Below are 20,478 nucleotides of genomic sequence, written 5' to 3' on the forward strand. Positions count from 1 at the left end.
GATGGGATGATCGCCCGCGTACGAGGTGAATGGCCGCGCAGCGGCCAGAGAGGGTGGCCAGGGCCAGCGGGCTCCAACAGTTACCGGTCCAATCCCCCCATCAGCATGTACTTGATCTCCAGGTAGTCGTCCATTCCGTACTTGGAGCCTTCGCGGCCCGAGCCCGATTCCTTGACCCCGCCGAAGGGCGCCATCTCGTTGGAGATGATGCCCTCGTTGATGCCGACAATGCCGTACTCCAGCGCCTCTGCCACGCGCCAGACCCGGCCGATGTCGCGGGTGTAGAAGTAGGAGGCGAGGCCGAACTCGGTGTCATTGGCCATGGCGATGGCCTCCGCTTCGTCCTTGAAGCGCACCACCGGGGCGACCGGGCCGAAGATCTCATTGCGGAACACCGCCATCTCCGACGTGACCTCAGTGAGGATGGTAGGCTGGTAGAAGCAGCCGCCGAGGTCATGCGGGCCGCCGCCGAGAGCAACCTGGGCGCCGGCGCCGATGGAATCCTGTACCAGGCTGTCGACATCGTTGACCGCGCCGACATTGACCAGCGGGCCGATGCTGATGCCGTCGGCAAAGCCATCGCCCACCGCCAGTTCGGCGGTGGCCTTGACCAGCTTCGCCACGAACTCGTCGTAGACCCCGGCCTGTACCAGCATGCGGTTGGAGCAGACGCAGGTCTGTCCCGAGTTGCGGTACTTGGAAGTCACCGCACCCTTGACCGCGGCGTCGATGTCGGCGTCATCGAAGACGATGAAGGGAGCGTTGCCGCCGAGTTCCATCGAGGTCTTCTTCATGGTTTCTGCGCACTGGGCCTCCAGCATCTTGCCGACCGGGGTGGAGCCGGTGAAGGTGAGCTTGCGTACGATGGGGTTGCCAGTCAGCTCGCCGCCGATAGCCGAGGAGCCACCGGCGACGATATTCAACACGCCCGCGGGAACGCCTGCGCGCTCTGCCAGTACCGCCATGGCAAAGGCCGACAGCGGAGTTTCGCTGGCGGGCTTGATCACGATGCTGCAGCCCGCGGCCAGGGCCGGTGCCGCCTTGCGCGCGATCATGGCATTGGGGAAGTTCCAGGGGGTGATCGCGGCGACCACGCCCACCGGTTGCTTGATGCAGACAATGCGCCGGTCCGGGGAGGGCCCCGGGATGACATCGCCGTCGATACGCTTGGCTTCCTCGCCGAACCACTCGACGAACGAGGCGCCGTAGGCCACTTCGCCACGCGATTCTGCCAGCACCTTGCCCTGCTCGGCGGTCATGATGCGGGCGAGGTCTTCCTGGTTTTCCATCATCAGGTCGAACCACTTGCGCAAAATCTGCGCGCGCTGTTTTGCCGGGACGACCTTCCAGCTGTCCATGGCTGTTTGCGCGGCTTCGATCGCGCGCCGGGTCTCGGCTGCGCCAACTCTGGCCACCTCGGCAATGACCTCACCGTTGGCGGGGTTGCTGACAGAGAAGGTAGCGCCGTCATCGGCATCGACCCACTGGCCATTGATGAAGGCCTGGGTCTGGAGCAGCGCGGGGTCGGTGAGAGACAGGCTCATAGCGTGGATCCTTGTTGCTGTGTTCGCTGAGTGGGGCGGGCATGTGCACTGCCCGACAATTACTGGCACGACCGTAACATGCCTTCTGCATTGCGGCCCACCATGACTTCTTACTATAGCTGTTTTATACAGCTTTCGCGCTCCCCGAAAGGGGTGCAATGCGCTCGCGTTCAGGCTGTGCGACGGCGGCGCCTGCGGCCGAGCTTGTGTTTGCGCACCAGGCCGCGCAGCTGGTCGTAACTGAGTCCCAGTGCGGCGGCTGTCTGGCGCTGGTGGTGGCCGTTGTCCGCCAGGGCCTGGTGGACCAGGCGGCGTTCAATGGCCAGCATGCGCGCGGCAAAATCGGTTACCCCCGGGGTGGCGATGGCGGCTGTTTCGCGCCCCTGCGCCGTTGCCGCCACGACAGGGTCCGCAGGGCCGGAGCTTGCCAGGGTGGGTTCGCCATAGGGGGAAACGAACGGATCCAGTGCCACCTCGGCCACGGGGCGCCGGGGATGGTTCCAGCGGTGCAGGGAACGCTCTACCGCGTTTTTCAGCTCGCGGACATTGCCCGGCCAGGGGTGGGCCTGCAGGGCTGCCATGGCCTCGTCGCTGAAGCCGGGGAACAGGTCCCAGCCGAGCTCCGCACTCATCTGGATGGCGAAGTGGTGCGCCAGCTCGGGGATGTCCTCCGGGCGCTGCTGCAGGGCCGGCAGGTGGACCACGTCAAAACCGAGCCGGTCCAGCAGGTCGGCGCGGAACTCACCGGCTGCCGCCAGGGCCTGCAGATCCGCATTGGTGGCTCCGACCACCCGTACGTCCACCTGCAGGGTCTGCTGCCCCCCCAGGCGTTCGAATTCACCGTACTCGACCAACCGCAGCAGCTTTTCCTGCAGGCGCAGGGACATGGTGCCCAGCTCGTCAAGGAACAGGGTTCCGCCATCGGCGCGCTCGAAGCGGCCCTGGCGCACCCGGGTGGCGCCGGTGAAGGCGCCCGGTTCGTGACCGAACAACTCGGACTCCAGCAGCGAATCCGCCAGCGCGGCGCAGTTGACCTTGACGAAGGGGGCCTCCCAGCGCGCCGACAGGAAGTGCAGGCGCTCCGCCGCCAGCTCCTTGCCGGTGCCCCTGGGCCCCAGGATCAGTACCGGGCGGTTGATGCCGGCCAGCCGCGACACCTGCTCCAGGGCGTGGGCGAGGGCGGCAGAGCTGCCGATAATGCTTTCCTGTGGTTTCATAAGGTAAATATAGCCCTATTTATGAGGTTATAAAAACCTGTAAAAGGTAAATATAACCTTAAAAATCGCCCGGCGTGGGGCCATAATGATTGTCCGGCAGAAATAATCGTTTAGAAACAATGGATTGTGGTATGTGGCACGAATCCTGATTGTATCTGCCTGCAAGTCGGCAGCGGGCCGTCGGTAACCGGGGCAGGGCCCCAGTGGAGAGGAACCATGGGTATTTTTTCGCGGATGTCAGACATCATTAATTCCAACCTCAATGCGTTGCTCGATCAGGCTGAGGACCCCCAGAAGATGATCCGCCTGATCATCCAGGAAATGGAGGACACTCTGGTGGAGGTGCGCAGCTCCTCGGCCCGGGTGCTGGCGGACCGCAAGGCCGCCGCCCGCCGCCTGCAGCAGGTGCAGGCTGACGCGGACAGCTGGGAGCGGAAGGCGAAGCTCGCCATCAGCAAGGGCCGCGAGGACCTGGCGCGGGCGGCCCTGCAGGAAAAGCACGCGATTGAGGACGAGCTGGCCGTGGTGACCGCGGAACTGACCGCCGCTGACGAGCATATCGCCCAGCTGAGCACGGAAATCGGCCAGCTGCAGCAGAAGCTGTCCGACGCCAAGTCGCGGCAGCAGGCCCTGTTGATGCGCAGCCAGACGGTCGAATCGCGGATCAAGGTGAAGCGGCAGATGCATCGCGAAGCCCTGGATACCGCGTTCCACCGTTTCGAGCACTTCGAGCGGCGGATGGACAACCTGGAGAGCCAGCTCGAACTGCTGGACGTGGGCCGGGAAGTGCCTCCGGACCTGGCCGCGGAAATCGATGCCCTGCAGCAGGACGAGCGCATCAGTGACGAATTGCAGCGCCTGAAGGCCGAGCTGGAGGCCCGCCAGGGCAGCCGCGACGGCAACGGCTAGGGTCATGTCACTAGTGTCGACCACCACGAAGTGGCAGCATACGGCCTGACCGCAGACCTGCCCGAGGACAAAAACAATGCAATTCTGGCAATTCATGTTTGTGCCCACGATCCTGTTCCTGGTGATCGTGGCGCCAATCTGGATCACGATGCACTACCGCAGCGTCAACCGCTCCTCCCGCAGTCTCAATGAGGAGGACCGGCAGGCGCTGGAGGAACTGCTGGCGACAGTGGACCGGCTGACCGAGCGCATTGGCGTTCTGGAAACAATCCTGGATTCGGATCACGCCAACTGGCGTGACCAGACTGACCGCCAGCGGCGGGGCAAGGAGTACGATCATGAGTGAACGGCATCATCGCGACTATCGTCGCCACACAGGCCCGGACTGGCGCGGCGGCGAGCGGCGCTTTCGCCGCCGACGCGCTTCCGGCTGGGGCATGAACCTCTACCGCAACCCCCGCGAGGGGAAAATTGGCGGGGTCTGTGCGGGACTGGCGGACCACTTTGATATCGCCCACTGGGTAGTGCGCCTGCTCTGGGTCGCAGCACTGCTGTTTACCGGTACCCTCGCGCTGTGGGCGTATCTCGGTGCGTGGCTGCTACTGGCTCCGCGACCCTCGGCGCGGCGTGGCGGCAGGTCGGGCCTGCCACCGGACGATCTCGACCCGGGCCCCGAGGCCGACGTTGCAATGGAGTATGACGAGCGCCACCACGACTATCGTCCGCGCAAGGTCTTCCGTTACAGCGAACCCGGCACTGTGCGCCTGCGCCGGGCGCGGGAGCGGCTGGATGCGGCGCTGCGCCGGGTTGAAGCCATGGAATCTTTCGTCACCTCGCGCCAGTACGAGCTGGACCGGGAGATTTCCCGCCTCTAGCCCGGGGCTTCCCCCGGGCGGGCCTGTTGGGCTATGCTCAACTGCATGAATCTTGTTATGCAAGGCGCTGGGAGTGCCCGTGACGGCTATGGAAGTGATTGACTACGAGACCAGTATCCAGCTGGAACCGGTTGTTCCCCCGCCCCATGCGCTGCTGGCCCTGACCGAGGCACACCGGGTGGTGGTGGAGATGCTGTCCCTGCGCCTCAGCCGCAAACTGCTGGACAAGGCGCCCCGGGGTGACGGTCACCCGGTGATGGTACTGCCGGGATTTCTCGGCGCCGATGGCTACAATGCCTCCTTTCGCCGTTATTTGACCAGGCTCGGCTATGCGGTTCATGGTTGGGGCCAGGGCCGCAACCTGGGGCCGCGGGATGGCGTTCTGGAGGGCCTGCAGGAGCGCATCACTTTTCTGTCGGAGCGCTACGGTGGGCCGATTTCCCTGGTCGGACACAGCCTGGGCGGGATCTTTGCCCGGGAGCTGGCGCGGGAATTTCCCGATCGGGTACGGCAGGTGATTTCCCTGGGCAGTCCTTTTGGCGAAGGCCGCCTCACCGCATCCTATCCCTCGCGCCTGTTCATGGCACTCAATCCGATCGATGAGTTGCCGATCGAACAGGAGCAGCTGCATGTGGCACCGCCGGTACCGACCACGGCGATCTACTCCCGCGGCGACGGCGTGGTCAACTGGCAGACCACCCTGCAGCGCGACGGCCACGAACATACCCAGAGCATTGAAGTGCGCGGCAGCCACTGCGGCATGACCTTCAATCCGACCATCTGGTATCTGGTTGCCGACCGCCTGGCGCTGCCCGATGGTGGCTGGCGGCCCTTCGAGCGCCACAGCTGGACCAGCCTGCTGTACCCGGCACCTTCCCTGAGTTAGCTGTCCGCCAGCATTCTGGCGTGGAAGGCGATGTGCTCGCCGACAAAAGTGGCGATGAAAAAATAGCTGTGGTCGTAGCCCGGTTGCCGGCGGATATGGGCCTTGAACCCGGTGTCGGCACAGGCCTGCTCCAGCAGCCCGGTTTGCAGTTGCGTCTCAAGGAAATTGTCCGCCTCGCCCTGATCCACCAGCATCGGCAGATGTGGGGCGCCGGCGCGGATCAGGGCGCAGCTGTCGTAGGCCTGCCAGGTAGTGCGGTCTGGCCCCAGGTAGTTGCCCAGGGCTTTCTCACCCCAGGGGCATTGGCTGGGCGCCACGATGGGGGAAAAGGCCGACACCGAGGCATAGCGTCCCGGATTGCGCAGGGCCAGCACCAGTGCGCCGTGGCCACCCATGGAGTGGCCGAAAATCCCGCAGCGCTCCGCCTGTAGCGGAAACTCGGCCGCCACCAGGGCCGGCAATTCCTCGCTGACATAGTCATCCATCCGGTAGTGCCGGTTCCAGGGTGCCTCGGTGGCGTTGACGTAGAACCCCGCACCGAGGCCGAAGTCCCAGGCGCCTTCAGGATCATCCGGTACACCTTCGCCCCGGGGGCTGGTGTCAGGGCAGACGATGGCGATGCCGTGGGCCGCCGCGTAGCGCTGGGCACCGGCCTTCTGGACGAAATTTTCGTCGCTGCAGGTGAGGCCGGACAGCCAGTACAGCACCGGAACCGGGCCCTGCTCTGCCTGGGGCGGCAGGTAGATGGCTGCCTGCATGGTGCAGTCCAGCGCCCCGGAGCGGTGGCTGAAACGCAGTTGACGGCCACCGAAGCAGCGGTTTTCGGCAATGATTTCCACGCTCATGGCCTCAGTACACCACGACCGAGCGGATACTTTCGCCGCCGTGCATCAGGTCGAAACCCCTGTTGATATCCTCCAGCGGCATGGTGTGGGTAATCAGGTCATCGATATTGATCTTGCCGTCCATGTACCAGTCGACAATCGTCGGCACATCGGTGCGGCCGCGGGCGCCGCCGAAGGCGACCCCGTGCCAGGACCGGCCGGTGACCAGCTGGAACGGGCGGGTGGCAATTTCCTTGCCGGCACCGGCGACCCCGATAATGTAGGACTCGCCCCAGCCCTTGTGGCAGCACTCCAGGGCCTGGCGCATCACCTCCACGTTGCCGATGCACTCGAAGCTGTAGTCGGCGCCGCCGTTGGTCAGCTCGACAATGGCCTCGACCACGTTGGCCACATTGTTCGGGTTGATGAAGTCGGTCATGCCGAACTTGCGACCCAGGGCCTCGCGCTCCGGATTCAGGTCGATGCCGATGATTTTCCCGGCGCCGACCAGGCGCGCGCCCTGGATGACATTGAGGCCGATGCCGCCGAGGCCGAACACCACCACATTACTGCCGGGCTCGACCCTGGCCCGGTAGACCACGGCACCGACCCCGGTGGTGACGCCGCAGCCGATATAGCAGATCTTGTCGAACGGGGCATCTTCGCGCACCTTGGCCAGCGCGATTTCCGGCAATACGGTGAAGTTGGAGAAGGTCGAGCAGCCCATGTAGTGCAGCAGGGGCTTGCCGTCCAGGGAGAAGCGGCTGCTGCCGTCGGGCATCACGCCCCGGCCCTGGGTTTCGCGTATCGCCTGGCACAGGTTGGTCTTGGGGTGCAGGCAGAAATTGCACTCCCGGCATTCGGGGGTGTAGAGCGGAATCACATGATCGCCGGGTTGCAGCGATTTCACCCCGGCCCCGACCTCGCGCACGATGCCCGCGCCCTCGTGGCCGAGGATGGCCGGAAAGGCGCCTTCCGGGTCATCGCCCGAGAGGGTGAAGGCATCCGTGTGGCAGATACCGGTGGCCATCATTTCCACCAGCACTTCACCGTCCCGAGGTCCTTCCAGGTCGACATCGACCACTTCCAGCGGTTGGTCGGCCCCGAAGGCAACGGCAGCACGGGTTTTCATGGGGCAACTCCTTTTACTGTGGCATCGGACGTGTGGGCGAACATGGTACGGCCCCGCCCCGGGCGGGACAAGCGCCGGGTTTTGCATTAGGCTGGCGCCAGCATGAATCACAACTTTGCAGGAAGCAGAGACACCCGATGCAGGAACGACTGGAATCTTTCGGTGGCAGTGGCGAGCCGCTGGTGTTTGCCCATGCCAACGGCTATCCGCCCGGTAGCTACCGGCGCCTGCTGGCGCCCCTGGCGGAGCACTATGCGGTGACTTGCTACCGGCACCGCCCCCTGTGGTCGCGGGAGCCGGTGCCGGCGCGGGCCGACTGGCACCAGTTTGCCAACGACCTGATCCACACTCTGGAGCGCGGCGTGGGTGAGCCGGTGTGGATGATGGGCCATTCTCTGGGCGGCGTGGTCTCCATGCTGGCGGCATTGCAGCGACCGCAGCTGTTCCGCGGCCTGATCCTGCTGGACCCGGTTTTTGTCAAGACCCGGCTGGCCCTGGGGCTCAACCTGACGCCGCGCTCGCGACTGCCGAAAATTCCCATGGTGCGGCGAGCGCTGAACCGGCCGGACCGGTTTCCCGACCCCCAGACTGCGTTCGAGTTTCACCGCGGCAAACGCGCCTTCAACGCTTTCGACGACGAGGTGTTGTGGGACTACATCCGTGCCGGTTTCAAGCAGGGGCCGGGGGGCGACCTGGAGCTGGCCTATTCGGGCGACTGGGAGGCCGCGGTGTACTCGTCCCTGCCGCTGGTATGGCCCAGGCTGCTGCGGCTCAAGGTGCCAACCCTCGGCATTGGCGGCGACAGTTCTGACATTCTGTCGGCAGCGGCCCTGCGACGCTGGGCCCGGCTGCAGCCGCAGGCAGAGTTGCACAGCATTCCGGGTGGCCACCTGTTCCCGCTGGAGCAGCCGGACCAGACCGCGGCCCTGGTGCTGGACTTCCTGGCGCGCCAGCGGCACTGATGCTGCACCGGATCTGGCTGGGCTTCTTCCTTGTCGCTTTTGCCAGCGCCCTGTTCCAGTGGCTGGTGGCCGGCGATGCCGAGGTTTTCCAGCGCATGGTGGCCGGCCTGTTCGAGATGGCGGCCCTGGCAGTGCAGCTGGCCATCGGCCTGATCGGCCTGATGGCCCTGTGGCTGGGGGTGGTGGCCATCGGCGAAGCCTCCGGGCTGGTGGACAAGCTTGCGCGCCTGCTGTCGCCGGTGTTTGTGCGCCTGATGCCGGATGTGCCGAGGGGGCACCCGGCGATTTCCTCCATGACCCTGAACCTGTCCGCGAATGTCCTCGGCCTGGACAATGCCGCCACGCCGCTGGGCATCAAGGCGATGAAAGACCTGCAGCAACTGAACCCGAACCCGACCGTGGCCAGCAACGCCCAGATCCTGTTCCTGGTGTTGAATACTTCGTCGGTGACCCTGTTTCCGGTAACGGTGCTGCTGTACCGCGCGCAGATGGGGGCCCCGGACCCGGCGGCGGTGTTCATCCCTATCCTGATCGCGACCAGCTGCTCCACGCTGGCGGGTCTGCTGGTCACCGCCTGGGTGCAGCGCATCAATCTCCGCGACACGGTGGTGCTGGGTTGCCTGGGCGGAGCTTTCGCCGTGCTGCTGGCGTTGGTGGGCTGGTTTTCCACCCTCACCGCCACCGAGTTGCAGCGGCAGTCCAGCCTGCTCAGCAATCTGCTGATTATCAGCCTCATTATGCTGTTTCTGGTGGTGGCGCATCGACGTGCAGTCAATGTCTACGAAACCTTTATCGAAGGTGCGAAGCAGGGCTTCGAGACCGCCATCGGCATCATTCCGTACCTGCTGGCCATGTTGGTGGCGATCGGTGTGTTCCGTGCCAGCGGTGCGCTGGAGCTGGTACTGGAGCTGCTTCGGACCGGGGTCGGAGCGCTGGGCTTTGACGCCCGCTGGGTGGAGGCGATGCCCACGGCATTGATGAAGCCCCTGTCCGGGTCGGGTGCGCGTGCGATGATGATCGATACCATGAATACCTATGGTGTGGATTCGTTCCAGGGGCGACTGGCGGCAACCATGCAGGGCTCCACCGAGACCACTTTCTACACGCTTGCGGTCTACTTCGGTGCGGTGGGCATTCGTCACGCCCGGCACGCCCTGGGTTGCGGGCTGGTGGCGGATGCCGCCGGCATCAGCGCGGCCATCGTCGTGGCCTACTGGTTCTACACCTGAGTTGCTGTCATAAAACTTTCACATGACGGGCGATGAAAACCGGGTGAACGCCAGGCCTTGGCGCGATAGACTGCTCTGTCCATTGGCCACGAGGCTGCCCTGGGGCAGAGAACCCGCTTGAAAGAGATCCACAGCTCCCTGCAGCGACGCCTGGCTGACCTCGATGAAAGCCTGTTTATTCCCCGGGAGATCAGCTGGCTTTCCTTCAATGCAAGGGTGCTGCAGGAGGCCGCCGATGACACCGTGCCGGTGATCGAGCGGCTGCGCTACCTGGGCATTTTCTCCAACAACATGGACGAGTTCTTCCGGGTCCGGGTGGCGGAAGTGCGGCGTCTGATTACCGTCTCCGATGCCAGCCTCAGACCCCAGGCCAAGGATCTGCTGGCCGCCATCCAGAAGCGGGTGGTAGAGCTGCAGAAGCAGTTCGAGAAAACCTACAACGGGGTGCTGCGGGATCTGCAGTCGCGGCAGATCTACATGATCAACGAGCGCCAGCTCGACCCGGGCCAGGCGGCGTTTGTACAGGCATTTTTCACCCGGACCGTGCTGCCGGAACTGGAGCCCATCCTGTTGCGGGAAGGCCACTCCATTTCCCCGCTCAACGACGAGTCGATCTACCTGGCGCTGGATATCCGTACTGGCGAAGATTACAACTACGCCGTGGTCGAAGTGCCGACGGACCGGCTGGATCGCTTTGTGCAGATTCCCAAGCGCAAGGGCAAGTCCGGCAAGGTCTTCATCGCCCTGGACAACGTCATCCGCGCCTGTCTGCCACAGATGTTTCGCGGGGTATTCCAGATCGACGAGGTGGCGGCCTACTGCTTCAAGTTTTCCCGCGATGCGGAACTGGAAATCGACCCCGGCATCAGCGAAAGCCTGATTGACAAGATGGAAACCAGTCTCAAGCAGCGGCGGCGAGCGGAGGCGGTGCGCTTCGTGTACGACGCCGCCATGCCGAAGCGCCTGCTTGACCATCTCTGTACCCGGTTTGGCTTTGGCAAATACGACAGCCTGATTCCCGGTGGCCGCTACCACAATTCCAAGGACTTCATGTCCTTCCCCAACGTTGGCCCCAAGTACCTGGAGTTTTCGCCCCTGCCACCGATTCGCCTGCCGCGCCTGGATGATCCGGGCAGTCTGGCGGACAACATCCGCGAGCAGGACGTGTTTCTCTACTACCCTTATCATCCCTATGACTATATCGTCGACCTGCTGAAAACGGCGGCCCTGGACCCGGCCGTCACCGCCATCAAGATCTGCCTGTACCGGGTGGCGAAACAGTCCCGGGTCATCGATGCCCTGGTCAATGCGGTGCAGAATGGCAAGCGGGTGCTGGCGGTAGTGGAGCTGGCGGCGCGCTTCGACGAGGCCGCCAACATCAGCTGGGCCCAGCGGCTCACCGAGAACGGCATCCAGGTGATCTTCGGTATTCCCGGCCTCAAGGTGCACAGCAAGCTGCTGCTGATCGAACGTCGCGAAGAGGGCCAGATCCGCTACTACAGTCACATCGGCACCGGCAACTTCAACGAGAAGACGGCGCGGGTCTACACCGACTTTACCCTGCTGACCTATGACCAGAACATCGGTCGCGACATCTACGACGTCTTTGATTTCCTGCAGTTCACCTACAAGCGGCCGCGCTACCGCACCCTGCTGGTGTCTCCTCACAGTACCCGGCCCGGGTTGATGCACCTGATCGAGCAGGAGATCGCCAACGCGCGCGCGGGCTATCACGCCGAGATTACCCTCAAGTGCAATAACCTGGTCGACAACCAGCTGGTGATGAAACTGTACGAGGCCTCGGACGCCGGCGTACAGATCAAGCTCATTATCCGCGGCATGTGCTCACTGCTGCCCGGGGTGAAGGGCATTTCCGAGAACATCGAGGCCATCAGCATTGTTGACCGCTACCTGGAGCACCCGCGCGCCTATGTGTTCTTCAATCGGGGCAACCCGCGCTACCTGATAGGCTCCGCCGACCTGATGACCCGCAACCTGGACTACCGGGTGGAGGTGCTGTGTCCGGTAAGGGATCCGGCCGCGCAGAAGACCCTGCAGGATATTCTCGATCAGCAGTGGCACGACAACGTGAAGGCGCGGATCATCGACCAGCACCAGGTAAACGAGTTCGTCCCGCGGCCCCACAAGGCGCCCATGATTCGCTCCCAGGAATCCATTCATCGCTACCTGGCCACCGGCAAGCTGCCGCGCTATCCGAAGACGCCCGCCACCGGCAAGAAGCCCCAGCGGCGGCGCAAGCGGCGCTGACACCGGGGTCTGTCGCCGCGGCCCCGGCTGGCATACACTGTCGGCCTCACTTTCGAATCCGATGATCATGGCCGGTACCAGCCTTCTAGCGCTGCTTGACGACATTGCCACCATCCTTGATGACGTGGCCGCGATGAGCAAGGTCGCCTTGCGCAAGACTGCCGGCGTGCTCGGCGATGACCTCGCAGTCAATGCTGATCAGGTGAGCGGTGTCCGTGCCGATCGGGAATTGGCAGTTGTGTGGGCGGTGGCCAAGGGGTCCTTTCGCAACAAACTGATACTGGTGCCCGCCGCGCTGCTGGTCTCCGTGGTCGCCCCGGTCCTGATCCCCCTGGTGCTCATGCTGGGGGGGCTGTACCTGTGTTACGAAGGTTTCGAAAAGGTCGCTCACAGCCTGTTCGATTCTGCCGAGGACAAGGCGGCGCACCGGCGCGAATTGCGAGCGAAGCTGGCGGACCCGGCGGTGGATTTGGTGAAGGTTGAGCAGCAGAAAATTCGTGGAGCGATCCGCACGGACTTTATCCTGTCGGCAGAAATCATTGTCATCACCCTGGGTACAGTTGCAGACGCTGCACTGGGCAGCAAGATTGCTGTCGTTGCGGGAATCGCACTGCTGATCACGGTGGGCGTTTACGGTCTGGTGGCGTTAATCGTCAAGCTGGACGACGCCGGCCTGCATCTGGTGGAGCGCGAGGGCCGTGGCCTGGTGGCGGCGTCCGTTCGCGCTCTGGGTCGTGGCTTGCTGCTGTTTGCCCCGCGGCTGATGAAAACGCTGGCAGTCGTCGGGACCATCGCCATGTTCATGGTGGGAGGGGGAATCCTGGTGCATGGGCTGGCACCGGTCGACGCCGCAATCCAGGCTGTGACCGCCAGCCTGGCGACACTGCCGCTGCCAGGCTCTGTGGCGGCGGCCCTCGCCCCGACCCTGCTTGCGCTGTTGTTCGGTGTCCTCGCCGGGGGCCTGGCGTTGGGGCTGGTGCATGCCTTTGGCCTGCTGCGCCAGAAGGTTGCCAACTGACGCTGATTGTTATCGATAAGCTTAAGGTTTCACTAAGCTTGCGTCGTTAGAGTGGTCACCATCAACAGTCGCATGAGGCACGATGGTGGAGTCCACGACAATTGAGATGCAGAACGGCAACAGCGCCGTTCGACTGGCCCTCCCGGCCATGGCCACCCCCGGGCTGCCGGTGGTCGAGGCCTGCCCCGAGATCCACCCGCGGCGCGAGCGCCTGGAGCAGTACATTGCCAGCGTATTCCAGGCGGCCTGGGATGCGCGGGTGCTGGGGTTTCTGCCCCTGCTCTGCAGTTTGCAGCAGCGGGGACACTTCTCCGCTGCACTGGGCCTGCGCAGCGCCAACCACGGCCCCCTGTTTTGCGAGCAGTATCTGGCACGTCCCGCCCTGGAGGAGGTCGACGCCCTGCATGGGGGACGCTGCCTGCCCGGCAATCTCATGGAACTGGGCAATCTCGCCGCCTCTCACCCGGGCCAGGGGGCGCTGTTGTACCTGCTGGTCACCGCCGCCATCCACGATGCCGGCATCCGCTACCTGATCTTTGCCGCCAACCGTGCGGTGCGGCTCTCGATTCGTCGCAGTGGTTTCACGCCTCTGGCCATCGGTCCCGCCAGGCCGGAATGCCTCGGCGCAGCGGCCGCAAGCTGGGGGCGCTACTACGAGGGTGACCCCAGGGTCATGGTGGGCGATATGGCGCTGACCCGGCAGCAGGTACTGGCACAGCCGGCGCTGGCAAAGACTCTGTGCGACTACCGGGCCTCGATTGCCGTGCTGGCCAGCGCAATTCGCGAGCACTGTGCATGAACGCCCTGCTGCTGGCGCTGCACGAGCGGGCGCGACAGAGCCCGCGCGACATCGTGCTCAGCGACGGTGTTGCCGACACGACCGCGGCGGAGCTGGTGGATGAGGTTGAGGCGCTTTGCCGGCAACTGGGTGCACTGGGAATCGAGCGCCTGGCCCTGCTCGCGGACAATTCCCCGGATTGGGTGCGACTCGATCTCGCGGCGCAGAGCTGCGGCATCTGCCTGGTACCCGTGCCGACCTTTTTCAGCCCCGCCCAGCGCGACCATGTGTTGCAGGCGGCGGGCGTGGATGCGATCGCCAGCGACAGTAGCCTGCGTCCGTCTCTGGAGCTGCCGTCCGCCAGCGGCGAGCCGCTGGTACTGCGCCAGGGACTGCTGCTGGATCGGCTGCCCGTCACCGGGCGCGGGCAAGTCCCCGCGGAGACCGCCAAGATCACCTTTACCTCCGGTTCCACTGGTACCCCCAAGGGCGTCTGCCTGTCCACCGGGCAGTGTCTCAGGGTGGCGGCTTCACTGGTAACCGCGGTTGGCTTGGGGGCGCCGCGACATCTGTCCCTGTTGCCCCTGAGCACCCTGCTGGAAAATATTGCCGGCGTCTACATGCCCCTGCTGGCGAACGGCACGGTAGTGCTGCCGCCGTCTGCGGAGACTGGCCTGGCGGGCAGCTCCGGGGTGGATCCGCAGCAGTTGCTGCGGGCGCTGGAAAAGTGGCAGCCGCAGACCCTGATCCTGACCCCCCAGTTCCTGGCGCTGTTTGATCAGGCCCAGCGGGCCGGTTGGCAGCCCCCGGCGAGTCTGCGTTTTGTCGCAGTGGGTGGAGCCCGGGTGGCACCGGCCCTGCTGCAGCGGGTTCGCGCCGCGGGGTTGCCGGTCTTCGAGGGTTATGGCCTGTCCGAATGTGCGTCGGTGGTGAGCCTGAATACACCCGGTCTGGACCGACCGGGTAGCAGCGGCCACGTGCTGCCCCATGTACGGGTTACGGAACGCGACGGGGAATTGTGGGTCGAAGGGAATCGCTTCCTGGGATATCTCGATGACCCCGCCAGCTGGATGTCTGGGCCGGTCGCCACTGGCGACCTGGGCAGCATCGACAGCGATGGCTATCTGAGTATTTCGGGTCGGCGCAAGCACCTGTTGATCAGCAGTTTCGGCCGCAACATTGCGCCGGAGTGGGTGGAAAGCGAGTTGCTGGCGGACGGGCTTCTGCGCCAGGCAGTGGTGCTGGGAGACGACCGGCCCTGGTGCATCGCGTTGGTCTACCCCGCAGATGCCGGCAGTAGCGACAGCGCCATTGCCGCGGCCATTACTGCCGCCAACGAGCGTCTGCCGGACTATGCCCGGATTCGTGACTGGATTCGCTTGCAACAGCCGTTGTCGGCGGCCAATGACTTGCTGACGGCGAACGGACGCCCCCGTCGCCAGCGCATAGCGGTGCATTTTGCTGCCGCCGTGGATCAGTGTTATCCCCCTCTCAAGGAGTTTCGAGCCCTATGACCATGAATACACCGTCGACCGGGTTTTTCCAGCTGTTGCAGGACAGTACCCAGACTGAACGTGAAGCACTGCTCAATACCAGTCTGGTGCAGGATGCCCTGGCCGGGCGGGTCGGTACCGAGCGCTATGTCGCGTTTCTGGTACAGGCCTACCACCATGTCCGACATACCGTGCCCCTGCTGATGGCCGCCGGCGCCCGCATGCCCGGTGACAAGGAGTGGCTGCGCACGGCCCTGGCAGAATACATCGACGAAGAGCTCGGGCATCAGGAATGGATACTCAACGACATCGCTGCCTGTGGCTACGATGCGGACAAGGCGCGCCAGAGCACGCCCAACCGGGAAACCGAGCTGATGGTGGCCTATGCCTACCACATCATTGATCGCGTCAATCCGGTCGGTTTTTTCGGCATGGTCCATGTGCTGGAGGGCACCTCCATCAAGGTGGCTGACAGTGCCGCCGAAGCCATTGCCGCCACAACCGGCTTGCCGGGCAAGGCGTTCACCTACCTGCGTTCGCACGGTGCCCTGGATATCGAGCACGTACAGTTCTTCGAGAACCTGATGAATCGAATCGACTGCCCGCAGGATCAGCGGCAGATTGTGCACTGTGCGCGGCAGTTTTATCACCTCTACGCGGATGTATACCGCAGTGTCAGTGCCGAGCAGGCACTGCAGTTGGCGGCCTAGGAGTTGGGCATGCAATTGGCGGGCAAGCGTTTTATCCTGACCGGCGCTGCGGGCGGTATCGGCCAGGCTTTCGCCACCGCGCTGGCGGGCGCCGGCGTGCAGCTGCTGCTGGTATCACGCAGTGAGGATGCCCTGGAGGCCCTGCGCGGCCGGCTGCCGGGCAGCGGGCACCAGGTACTGGCAGCGGATCTGGCAACCACCGAAGGGCGTGCGGCGTTGATGGTGGCGGCGGGTGAGTCCGTCGACGGCCTGATCAACAATGCCGGCGCCAATGTCTTCGGCCTGTTCGAGGAGCGGAGTGAGGCCGAACTGCGCCAGACGCTGGAACTGAACCTGCTGCTGCCGATGCTGTTGGTCCGCGGTCTGCTGCCGGCACTGAAAGCCCGCAGTGGGACCATTGTCAATGTCGGCTCCGCGTTTGGCAGTATCGGTTTTGCGGGCAACGTCGCTTATAGCAGCAGCAAGTTCGGCCTGCGTGGCTTCAGCGAGGCACTGCGGCGCGAACTGGCGGACAGTGGAGTCAAGGTCCAGTATCTGGCCCCGCGAGCGACCAACACTGCGATGAACAGCCAGTCTGTGCAGGCCATGAATGTCGAACTCGGGACCGCCATGGATTCGCCGGAGCGTGTGGCCGGTGAACTGCTGGCTCTGTTGCGCGGGCACAAGGGCGTGCGCTTTGTCGGCTGGCCGGAGCGCTTCTTCATCAAGCTCAATAGCCTCTTTCCCGCCCTCGTGGACAAAGCGCTGCGGCGGCAGCTGCCGGTGGTGCGCCGCCATGCGCTGGCGGACGTCGGGGGGCGAGAGTAAACTCGGACGATGCGTATTCTCCTGGTTGAAGATGACAGTTCCCTCGCGGCGGGCCTGCAGGCGGCCCTGAGCCGGGAGGGGTTTGCGGTCAACCATGTTGGCTCGGGGAAGCAGGCACTCGCGGCTGTGCGGGCCGAGGTGCCGGATATGGTGGTCCTCGATCTGGGGTTGCCGGATATTGACGGACTGCAGGTGCTGGCGAACCTGCGCGAGACCAACCGCGGTCTGCCGGTGTTGCTGCTGACCGCCCGCGATGGTGCGGAGGACAAGGTCAAGGGCCTGGATCGCGGTGCCGACGATTACCTGGCCAAGCCCTTTGACATGAAGGAGCTGGCTGCCCGCCTGCGGGTAATCGAGCGGCGCCTGTCAGCCACCGCCGCAACCAGTCGGCTCAACGTCGGTAGCGTTGAGCTGGATACCGCTGCGCACGCTGTCACTGTCGCTGCACAGCCGCTGGAGCTGCCGCGGCGCGAGTACATGTTGCTGAAAGCCCTGATGGAGAGCACCGGCAAGGTCCTGACCCGGGAGGCGCTGGAGGGCAGGCTCTACAGTTGGGGCGAGGAAGTGAGCAGCAACGCACTGGAGGTGCATATCCATCACCTGCGGAAAAAGTTGCCGGAGGACTTCATCAAGACTGTGCGAGGTATCGGCTACACCGTGCCGCGACGATGAAGTCGATCCGTACCTCACTGGTCATCATGCTGGTTGCCGCATTCACGCTGGTGTCGTTTGTCGCGGCACTCAATGGCTACCGCGCCAGCATGGACAAGGCCGAGGTCCTGCTTGACGCGCAGTTGCGCTATGCCAGCGATATCCTCGTCAGTATCGATCCGGGCAGCAGCGCCATGCCCGCCAGTGTCGACGGCGCCGAGGGGTTCGTGTTTCAGGTCTGGGATGGCGATACGCTGTTGTTGCGCTCCGCCAGCGCACCGATTACCCCCCTGACACCGTTTGTCGATGGTTATCGCTATGTCAATTTTGGGGGCTACCGCTGGCGCACGCTTACCGTCGCCAGCGGAGAGAACCGCTGGAGCATGGTCGCCGAGCGCGCCGATGTGCGCCACCTGCTGGCGGAGAGCGTGGTCCTGGAATCGGTCACACCCCTGCTGCTGTGGCTGCCGGTGGCGGCACTGTTGATCTGGGTGCTGGTGGGCTGGGGCCTGGCGCCGCTGCGCGATTTGAGCCGGCAGATCAATCGCAAGGCCAGCGACGATCTGGCACCGCTGCAGTACACAGAACCGCCGGCCGAGCTGCGCCAGGTTATCGAGTCCACCAACGGTTTGCTGTTGCGCCTGGCAGCGGCCCTGCAGCGGGAGAAACACTTTGCCTCCCACGCCGCTCATGAATTGCGCACTCCCATCAGTGCGCTGAAGATCCACCTGCACAACCTGGAGGGAGAGATCGGCCCGGGCAGCAGCGCCCTGGCCCACGCCAACGCTGGCGTCGAACGCATGCAGCATCTGGTGGAGCAGCTACTTGATCTCGCCCGCACCCAGCCCGAGCTTATCAAGGCCAACTTCCACAGTATGGACCTGCATGTACTTGCGCAGCGGGTGACGGCGGACTGTTGGCCAGTATTTGAAGCGCGCGGGCAGTCCCTGTCGCTGACCGGTGAACCGGTTCTCATGCAAGGGGACGAAGCCATGCTGGAAATCCTGCTTCGCAACCTGCTGGACAACGCCCGCAAGTACACACCCGCTGGCGGTGAGATCGCGGTCTTTGCCGGCCGGCGTGGGGGCAGGGTAGTCCTTGAGGTGGCGGACAGTGGCCCCGGCATACCGGAGGGCGAGCGGGAGCGGGTATTTGAGCGCTTCTACCGGGTAAGTGAGCGGATCCAGGGCGGGGTGGCGGGAGCTGGCCTCGGGCTGGCGATTGTGCAACATATCGTGCAGTTGCATGGCGCCCGCATCAGCCTCGCTGGCAGCCCGCTCGGCAGCGGGCTGGCGGTGACCATCGAATTTACCGCCGGCGTTGGGGCACATGCGTAGCCCGGGGCGGCTCTGCCTGTTGCTGGCACTGGTTTTCGCCTGCGTGCCAGCAATGGCGAAAACACCGGTAATCGAGCTGGATATCCGCGATCACCTGTTCCATCCCGAGGAAATCCGGATTCCCGCCGACACCAAGGTGAAGCTGGTGGTCTACAACCGGGATCCGACGCCGGAGGAGTTTGAAAGCTACGAATTGAACCGGGAAAAGGTAATCATGGGGGGCAGCAAGGCCAATATTTTCATTGGCCCCCTGGCGCCCGGGGTGTATCCATTCTTTGGCGAATTCAACCCCCGCACTGCGCAGGGCCGGGTGGTGGTGGAATGAGGCGTCTGCATGTTGCTTAGTTCGGTCATCCTGGTGTTGCGCGAAGTGCTCGAAGCCGCGGTGCTGGTCAGTGTATTGCTCGCCCTGGCGCACAATGTGCGCCTGCGCAACCACTGGCTCTGGTACGCCCTGCCGCTGTCTGGCCTGTGCGTGCTTGCCTATTCGAGATCACTGGGCACCCTGACCGCGGCGCTGGACGGGGCTGGACAGGAAGTTACCAATGCCAGCCTGCAGGGTGCGGTGTTTCTGCTGATATTGCCCATACTGTGCCTGTGTACCGCCTTTCCCCTGTCCGGCCAGCGGCGACTACTGGCTGGCTTCATGACGCTCGCGGTGACTTTCGCGATAGTGCGCGAGTGCGCCGAAATCCAGATCTATGTGCAGGCATTTGCGGCTGCGGGAGATCAGGCAACGGCGGTGTGGGCGGGCAGTGGGCTGGGCGCGGGTATTGGGCTCAGTGCCGGTGTACTGGTTTATGCGACGTTGCGGGCGCTGGTACCCGCGACCTCGCGCCGTGCCTGTCTGGTGGCGCTGGGCCTGATCGGAGCCGGCATGGTCATGCAGGCCACGATGCTGCTGGAGCAGGTCGACTGGCTGCCCCACCAGGCGCCGCTGTGGGACAGCTCGGGTCTCGTCAGTGAGCAGTCTTTTCTCGGCGAACTGTTGTACGCGGTGCTTGGCTACGAGGCCACGCCGGGTGCACTGCAGGTGGTGCTGTATGGGGGTAGCCTGGCGGTCGCGGTGGCGGCTGTAGCGGTGGGCTGGAAATGGAGGGTGTCTCGTGAAACAACTGCCTAGAACGGCATGGGGCGCGGCGTTGTGCTGTCTGCTGCTCCTGCCTCTGCAGGGTCATGCCGATGGCAGCGTTATCGACAAGATCTATCATCCCTACGTGAATCAACTCGAGTGGGAACTGGAGTGGCGTGCAGTACAGCAGCGCGATGATCCGGCCAGCGGGGAGGCGCGTCACCAGACCCACAAGCTGGGACTGGGCAGAGCCGTTGGCGAATATGTGTTTGCGGAAATCTACTTGATTGGCGAGGCCAGTGCCGACCGCAGCCTGCAACTGCAGGCCTGGGAAGCGGAAGTGCTGTGGCAGATGTCGGAGCAGGGGGAGTACCTGCTGGATTACGGCCTTCTGTTTGAACTGGAAAAAGCCCGCGACGACGATATCTGGGAGTACGCCACCACGCTTCTGCTGGAGCGGGAGTTGGGCCGCTTCAGTGCCACCGCGAACCTGGGTCTGGTTTACGAGTGGGGCGATGATATCGCCGATGAGCTGGAAACCACGGCCGCACTGCAGGCCCGTTACCGGCATTCACCCCTGCTGGAGCCGGCCCTGGAGCTGTACCTTGGCGAGGATACCCGGGCCCTGGGCCCGGTGCTGCTGGGGATGACCCGGATCGGCGAGCGTCGGGCCCTGCGCTGGGAAGCCGGCGTGGTCTGGGGGCTGGACCACACCACGTCCGACTACAGCTTTCGCGCCCTGCTGGAATACGAATTCTGACACCGG

General features: G+C 64.2%; 21 protein-coding genes. 17 read left to right on the forward strand and 4 right to left on the reverse strand.

The annotated features are described in order from the left end of the window. Positions 1-80: 80 nt before the first annotated feature. Together RLO07_RS09030 and pspF are read right to left on the reverse strand one after the other, a co-directional pair. Positions 81-1,544 (reverse strand): succinate-semialdehyde dehydrogenase, encoded by a 1,464-nt coding sequence (locus RLO07_RS09030; RefSeq protein ID WP_462291803.1) that lies wholly within the window; start codon positions 1,542-1,544, stop codon positions 81-83. 170 nt (positions 1,545-1,714) lie between these two features. Continuing rightward, on the reverse strand, positions 1,715-2,761 hold the full coding sequence (pspF, locus tag RLO07_RS09035) for a phage shock protein operon transcriptional activator (protein WP_462291804.1): 1,047 nt from the start codon (positions 2,759-2,761) through the stop codon (positions 1,715-1,717). Between the two features lie 216 nt (positions 2,762-2,977). Here pspF and pspA point away from each other — a divergent pair, with 216 nt between their 5' ends. The 4 genes from pspA (at position 2,978) to RLO07_RS09055 (ending at position 5,431) form a co-directional block, all read left to right on the forward strand. After that, positions 2,978-3,670: a phage shock protein PspA gene (pspA, locus tag RLO07_RS09040; RefSeq protein ID WP_462291805.1), complete on the forward strand. Its 693-nt coding sequence runs from the start codon at positions 2,978-2,980 to the stop codon at positions 3,668-3,670. Between the two features lie 76 nt (positions 3,671-3,746). Then, complete coding sequence (gene pspB / locus RLO07_RS09045) at positions 3,747-4,016, forward strand: envelope stress response membrane protein PspB (RefSeq protein ID WP_462291806.1); 270 nt, start codon at positions 3,747-3,749, stop codon at positions 4,014-4,016. Continuing rightward, positions 4,009-4,545: a PspC domain-containing protein gene (locus RLO07_RS09050; protein ID WP_462291807.1), complete on the forward strand. Its 537-nt coding sequence runs from the start codon at positions 4,009-4,011 to the stop codon at positions 4,543-4,545. Before pspB ends, RLO07_RS09050 begins: the two co-directional genes overlap by 8 nt. Before the next feature lie 88 nt (positions 4,546-4,633). After that, positions 4,634-5,431, forward strand: a complete 798-nt coding sequence (locus tag RLO07_RS09055) for an alpha/beta fold hydrolase (RefSeq protein WP_462291924.1) — start codon at positions 4,634-4,636, stop codon at positions 5,429-5,431. Here RLO07_RS09055 and fghA read toward each other — a convergent pair. Then, positions 5,428-6,270 (reverse strand): S-formylglutathione hydrolase, encoded by an 843-nt coding sequence (fghA, locus tag RLO07_RS09060; RefSeq protein WP_462291925.1) that lies wholly within the window; start codon positions 6,268-6,270, stop codon positions 5,428-5,430. The two genes, RLO07_RS09055 and fghA, sit on opposite strands and share 4 nt — an antisense overlap. A 10-nt stretch (positions 6,271-6,280) precedes the next feature. Further along, entirely contained in the window at positions 6,281-7,387 is a 1,107-nt protein-coding gene (locus tag RLO07_RS09065) for an S-(hydroxymethyl)glutathione dehydrogenase/class III alcohol dehydrogenase (protein WP_462291808.1), read from the reverse strand. Positions 7,388-7,524: 137 nt separating this feature from the next. On the opposite strand from RLO07_RS09065, the gene RLO07_RS09070 reads away from it, so the two are divergent. The 13 genes from RLO07_RS09070 (at position 7,525) to RLO07_RS09130 (ending at position 20,472) form a co-directional block, all read left to right on the forward strand. Further along, positions 7,525-8,349 carry an alpha/beta fold hydrolase gene (locus tag RLO07_RS09070; RefSeq protein WP_462291809.1) on the forward strand — a complete coding sequence of 275 codons (825 nt, stop codon included), beginning with the start codon at positions 7,525-7,527 and terminating at the stop codon, positions 8,347-8,349. After that, positions 8,349-9,578, forward strand: coding sequence for a nucleoside recognition domain-containing protein (locus tag RLO07_RS09075; RefSeq protein WP_462291810.1), 1,230 nt, complete (start codon positions 8,349-8,351; stop codon positions 9,576-9,578). The genes RLO07_RS09070 and RLO07_RS09075 overlap by 1 nt, the downstream gene beginning before the upstream one ends. Positions 9,579-9,704: 126 nt before the next feature. Next, entirely contained in the window at positions 9,705-11,846 is a 2,142-nt protein-coding gene (ppk1, locus tag RLO07_RS09080; protein ID WP_462291926.1) for a polyphosphate kinase 1, read from the forward strand. 67 nt (positions 11,847-11,913) lie between these two features. Next, positions 11,914-12,864, forward strand: coding sequence for a DUF808 domain-containing protein (locus tag RLO07_RS09085; protein WP_462291811.1), 951 nt, complete (start codon positions 11,914-11,916; stop codon positions 12,862-12,864). 85 nt (positions 12,865-12,949) lie between these two features. Then, positions 12,950-13,663, forward strand: a complete 714-nt coding sequence (locus RLO07_RS09090) for a thermostable hemolysin (RefSeq protein WP_462291812.1) — start codon at positions 12,950-12,952, stop codon at positions 13,661-13,663. Then, on the forward strand, positions 13,660-15,156 hold the full coding sequence (locus tag RLO07_RS09095) for an AMP-binding protein (RefSeq protein ID WP_462291813.1): 1,497 nt from the start codon (positions 13,660-13,662) through the stop codon (positions 15,154-15,156). Before RLO07_RS09090 ends, RLO07_RS09095 begins: the two co-directional genes overlap by 4 nt. After that, a complete protein-coding gene (locus tag RLO07_RS09100) occupies positions 15,153-15,845 on the forward strand; it encodes a TenA family transcriptional regulator (RefSeq protein WP_462291814.1) in 693 nt (230 codons plus the stop codon). Before RLO07_RS09095 ends, RLO07_RS09100 begins: the two co-directional genes overlap by 4 nt. Before the next feature lie 9 nt (positions 15,846-15,854). After that, complete coding sequence (locus RLO07_RS09105) at positions 15,855-16,652, forward strand: SDR family oxidoreductase (protein WP_462291815.1); 798 nt, start codon at positions 15,855-15,857, stop codon at positions 16,650-16,652. A gap of 9 nt (positions 16,653-16,661) precedes the next feature. Continuing rightward, on the forward strand, positions 16,662-17,324 hold the full coding sequence (locus RLO07_RS09110; RefSeq protein WP_462291816.1) for a response regulator: 663 nt from the start codon (positions 16,662-16,664) through the stop codon (positions 17,322-17,324). Next, positions 17,321-18,640: a sensor histidine kinase gene (locus RLO07_RS09115; RefSeq protein ID WP_462291817.1), complete on the forward strand. Its 1,320-nt coding sequence runs from the start codon at positions 17,321-17,323 to the stop codon at positions 18,638-18,640. Before RLO07_RS09110 ends, RLO07_RS09115 begins: the two co-directional genes overlap by 4 nt. Then, positions 18,633-18,965, forward strand: a complete 333-nt coding sequence (locus RLO07_RS09120) for a cupredoxin domain-containing protein (RefSeq protein ID WP_462291818.1) — start codon at positions 18,633-18,635, stop codon at positions 18,963-18,965. The genes RLO07_RS09115 and RLO07_RS09120 overlap by 8 nt, the downstream gene beginning before the upstream one ends. A 9-nt stretch (positions 18,966-18,974) precedes the next feature. Continuing rightward, positions 18,975-19,763 carry an FTR1 family protein gene (locus RLO07_RS09125; protein WP_462291819.1) on the forward strand — a complete coding sequence of 263 codons (789 nt, stop codon included), beginning with the start codon at positions 18,975-18,977 and terminating at the stop codon, positions 19,761-19,763. Next, positions 19,747-20,472, forward strand: a complete 726-nt coding sequence (locus RLO07_RS09130) for a hypothetical protein (protein WP_462291820.1) — start codon at positions 19,747-19,749, stop codon at positions 20,470-20,472. Before RLO07_RS09125 ends, RLO07_RS09130 begins: the two co-directional genes overlap by 17 nt. Positions 20,473-20,478: the final 6 nt, after the last annotated feature.

It is taken from the genome of Haliea sp. (genome assembly GCF_040221975.1).
GTDB lineage: Bacteria > Pseudomonadota > Gammaproteobacteria > Pseudomonadales > Halieaceae > Haliea.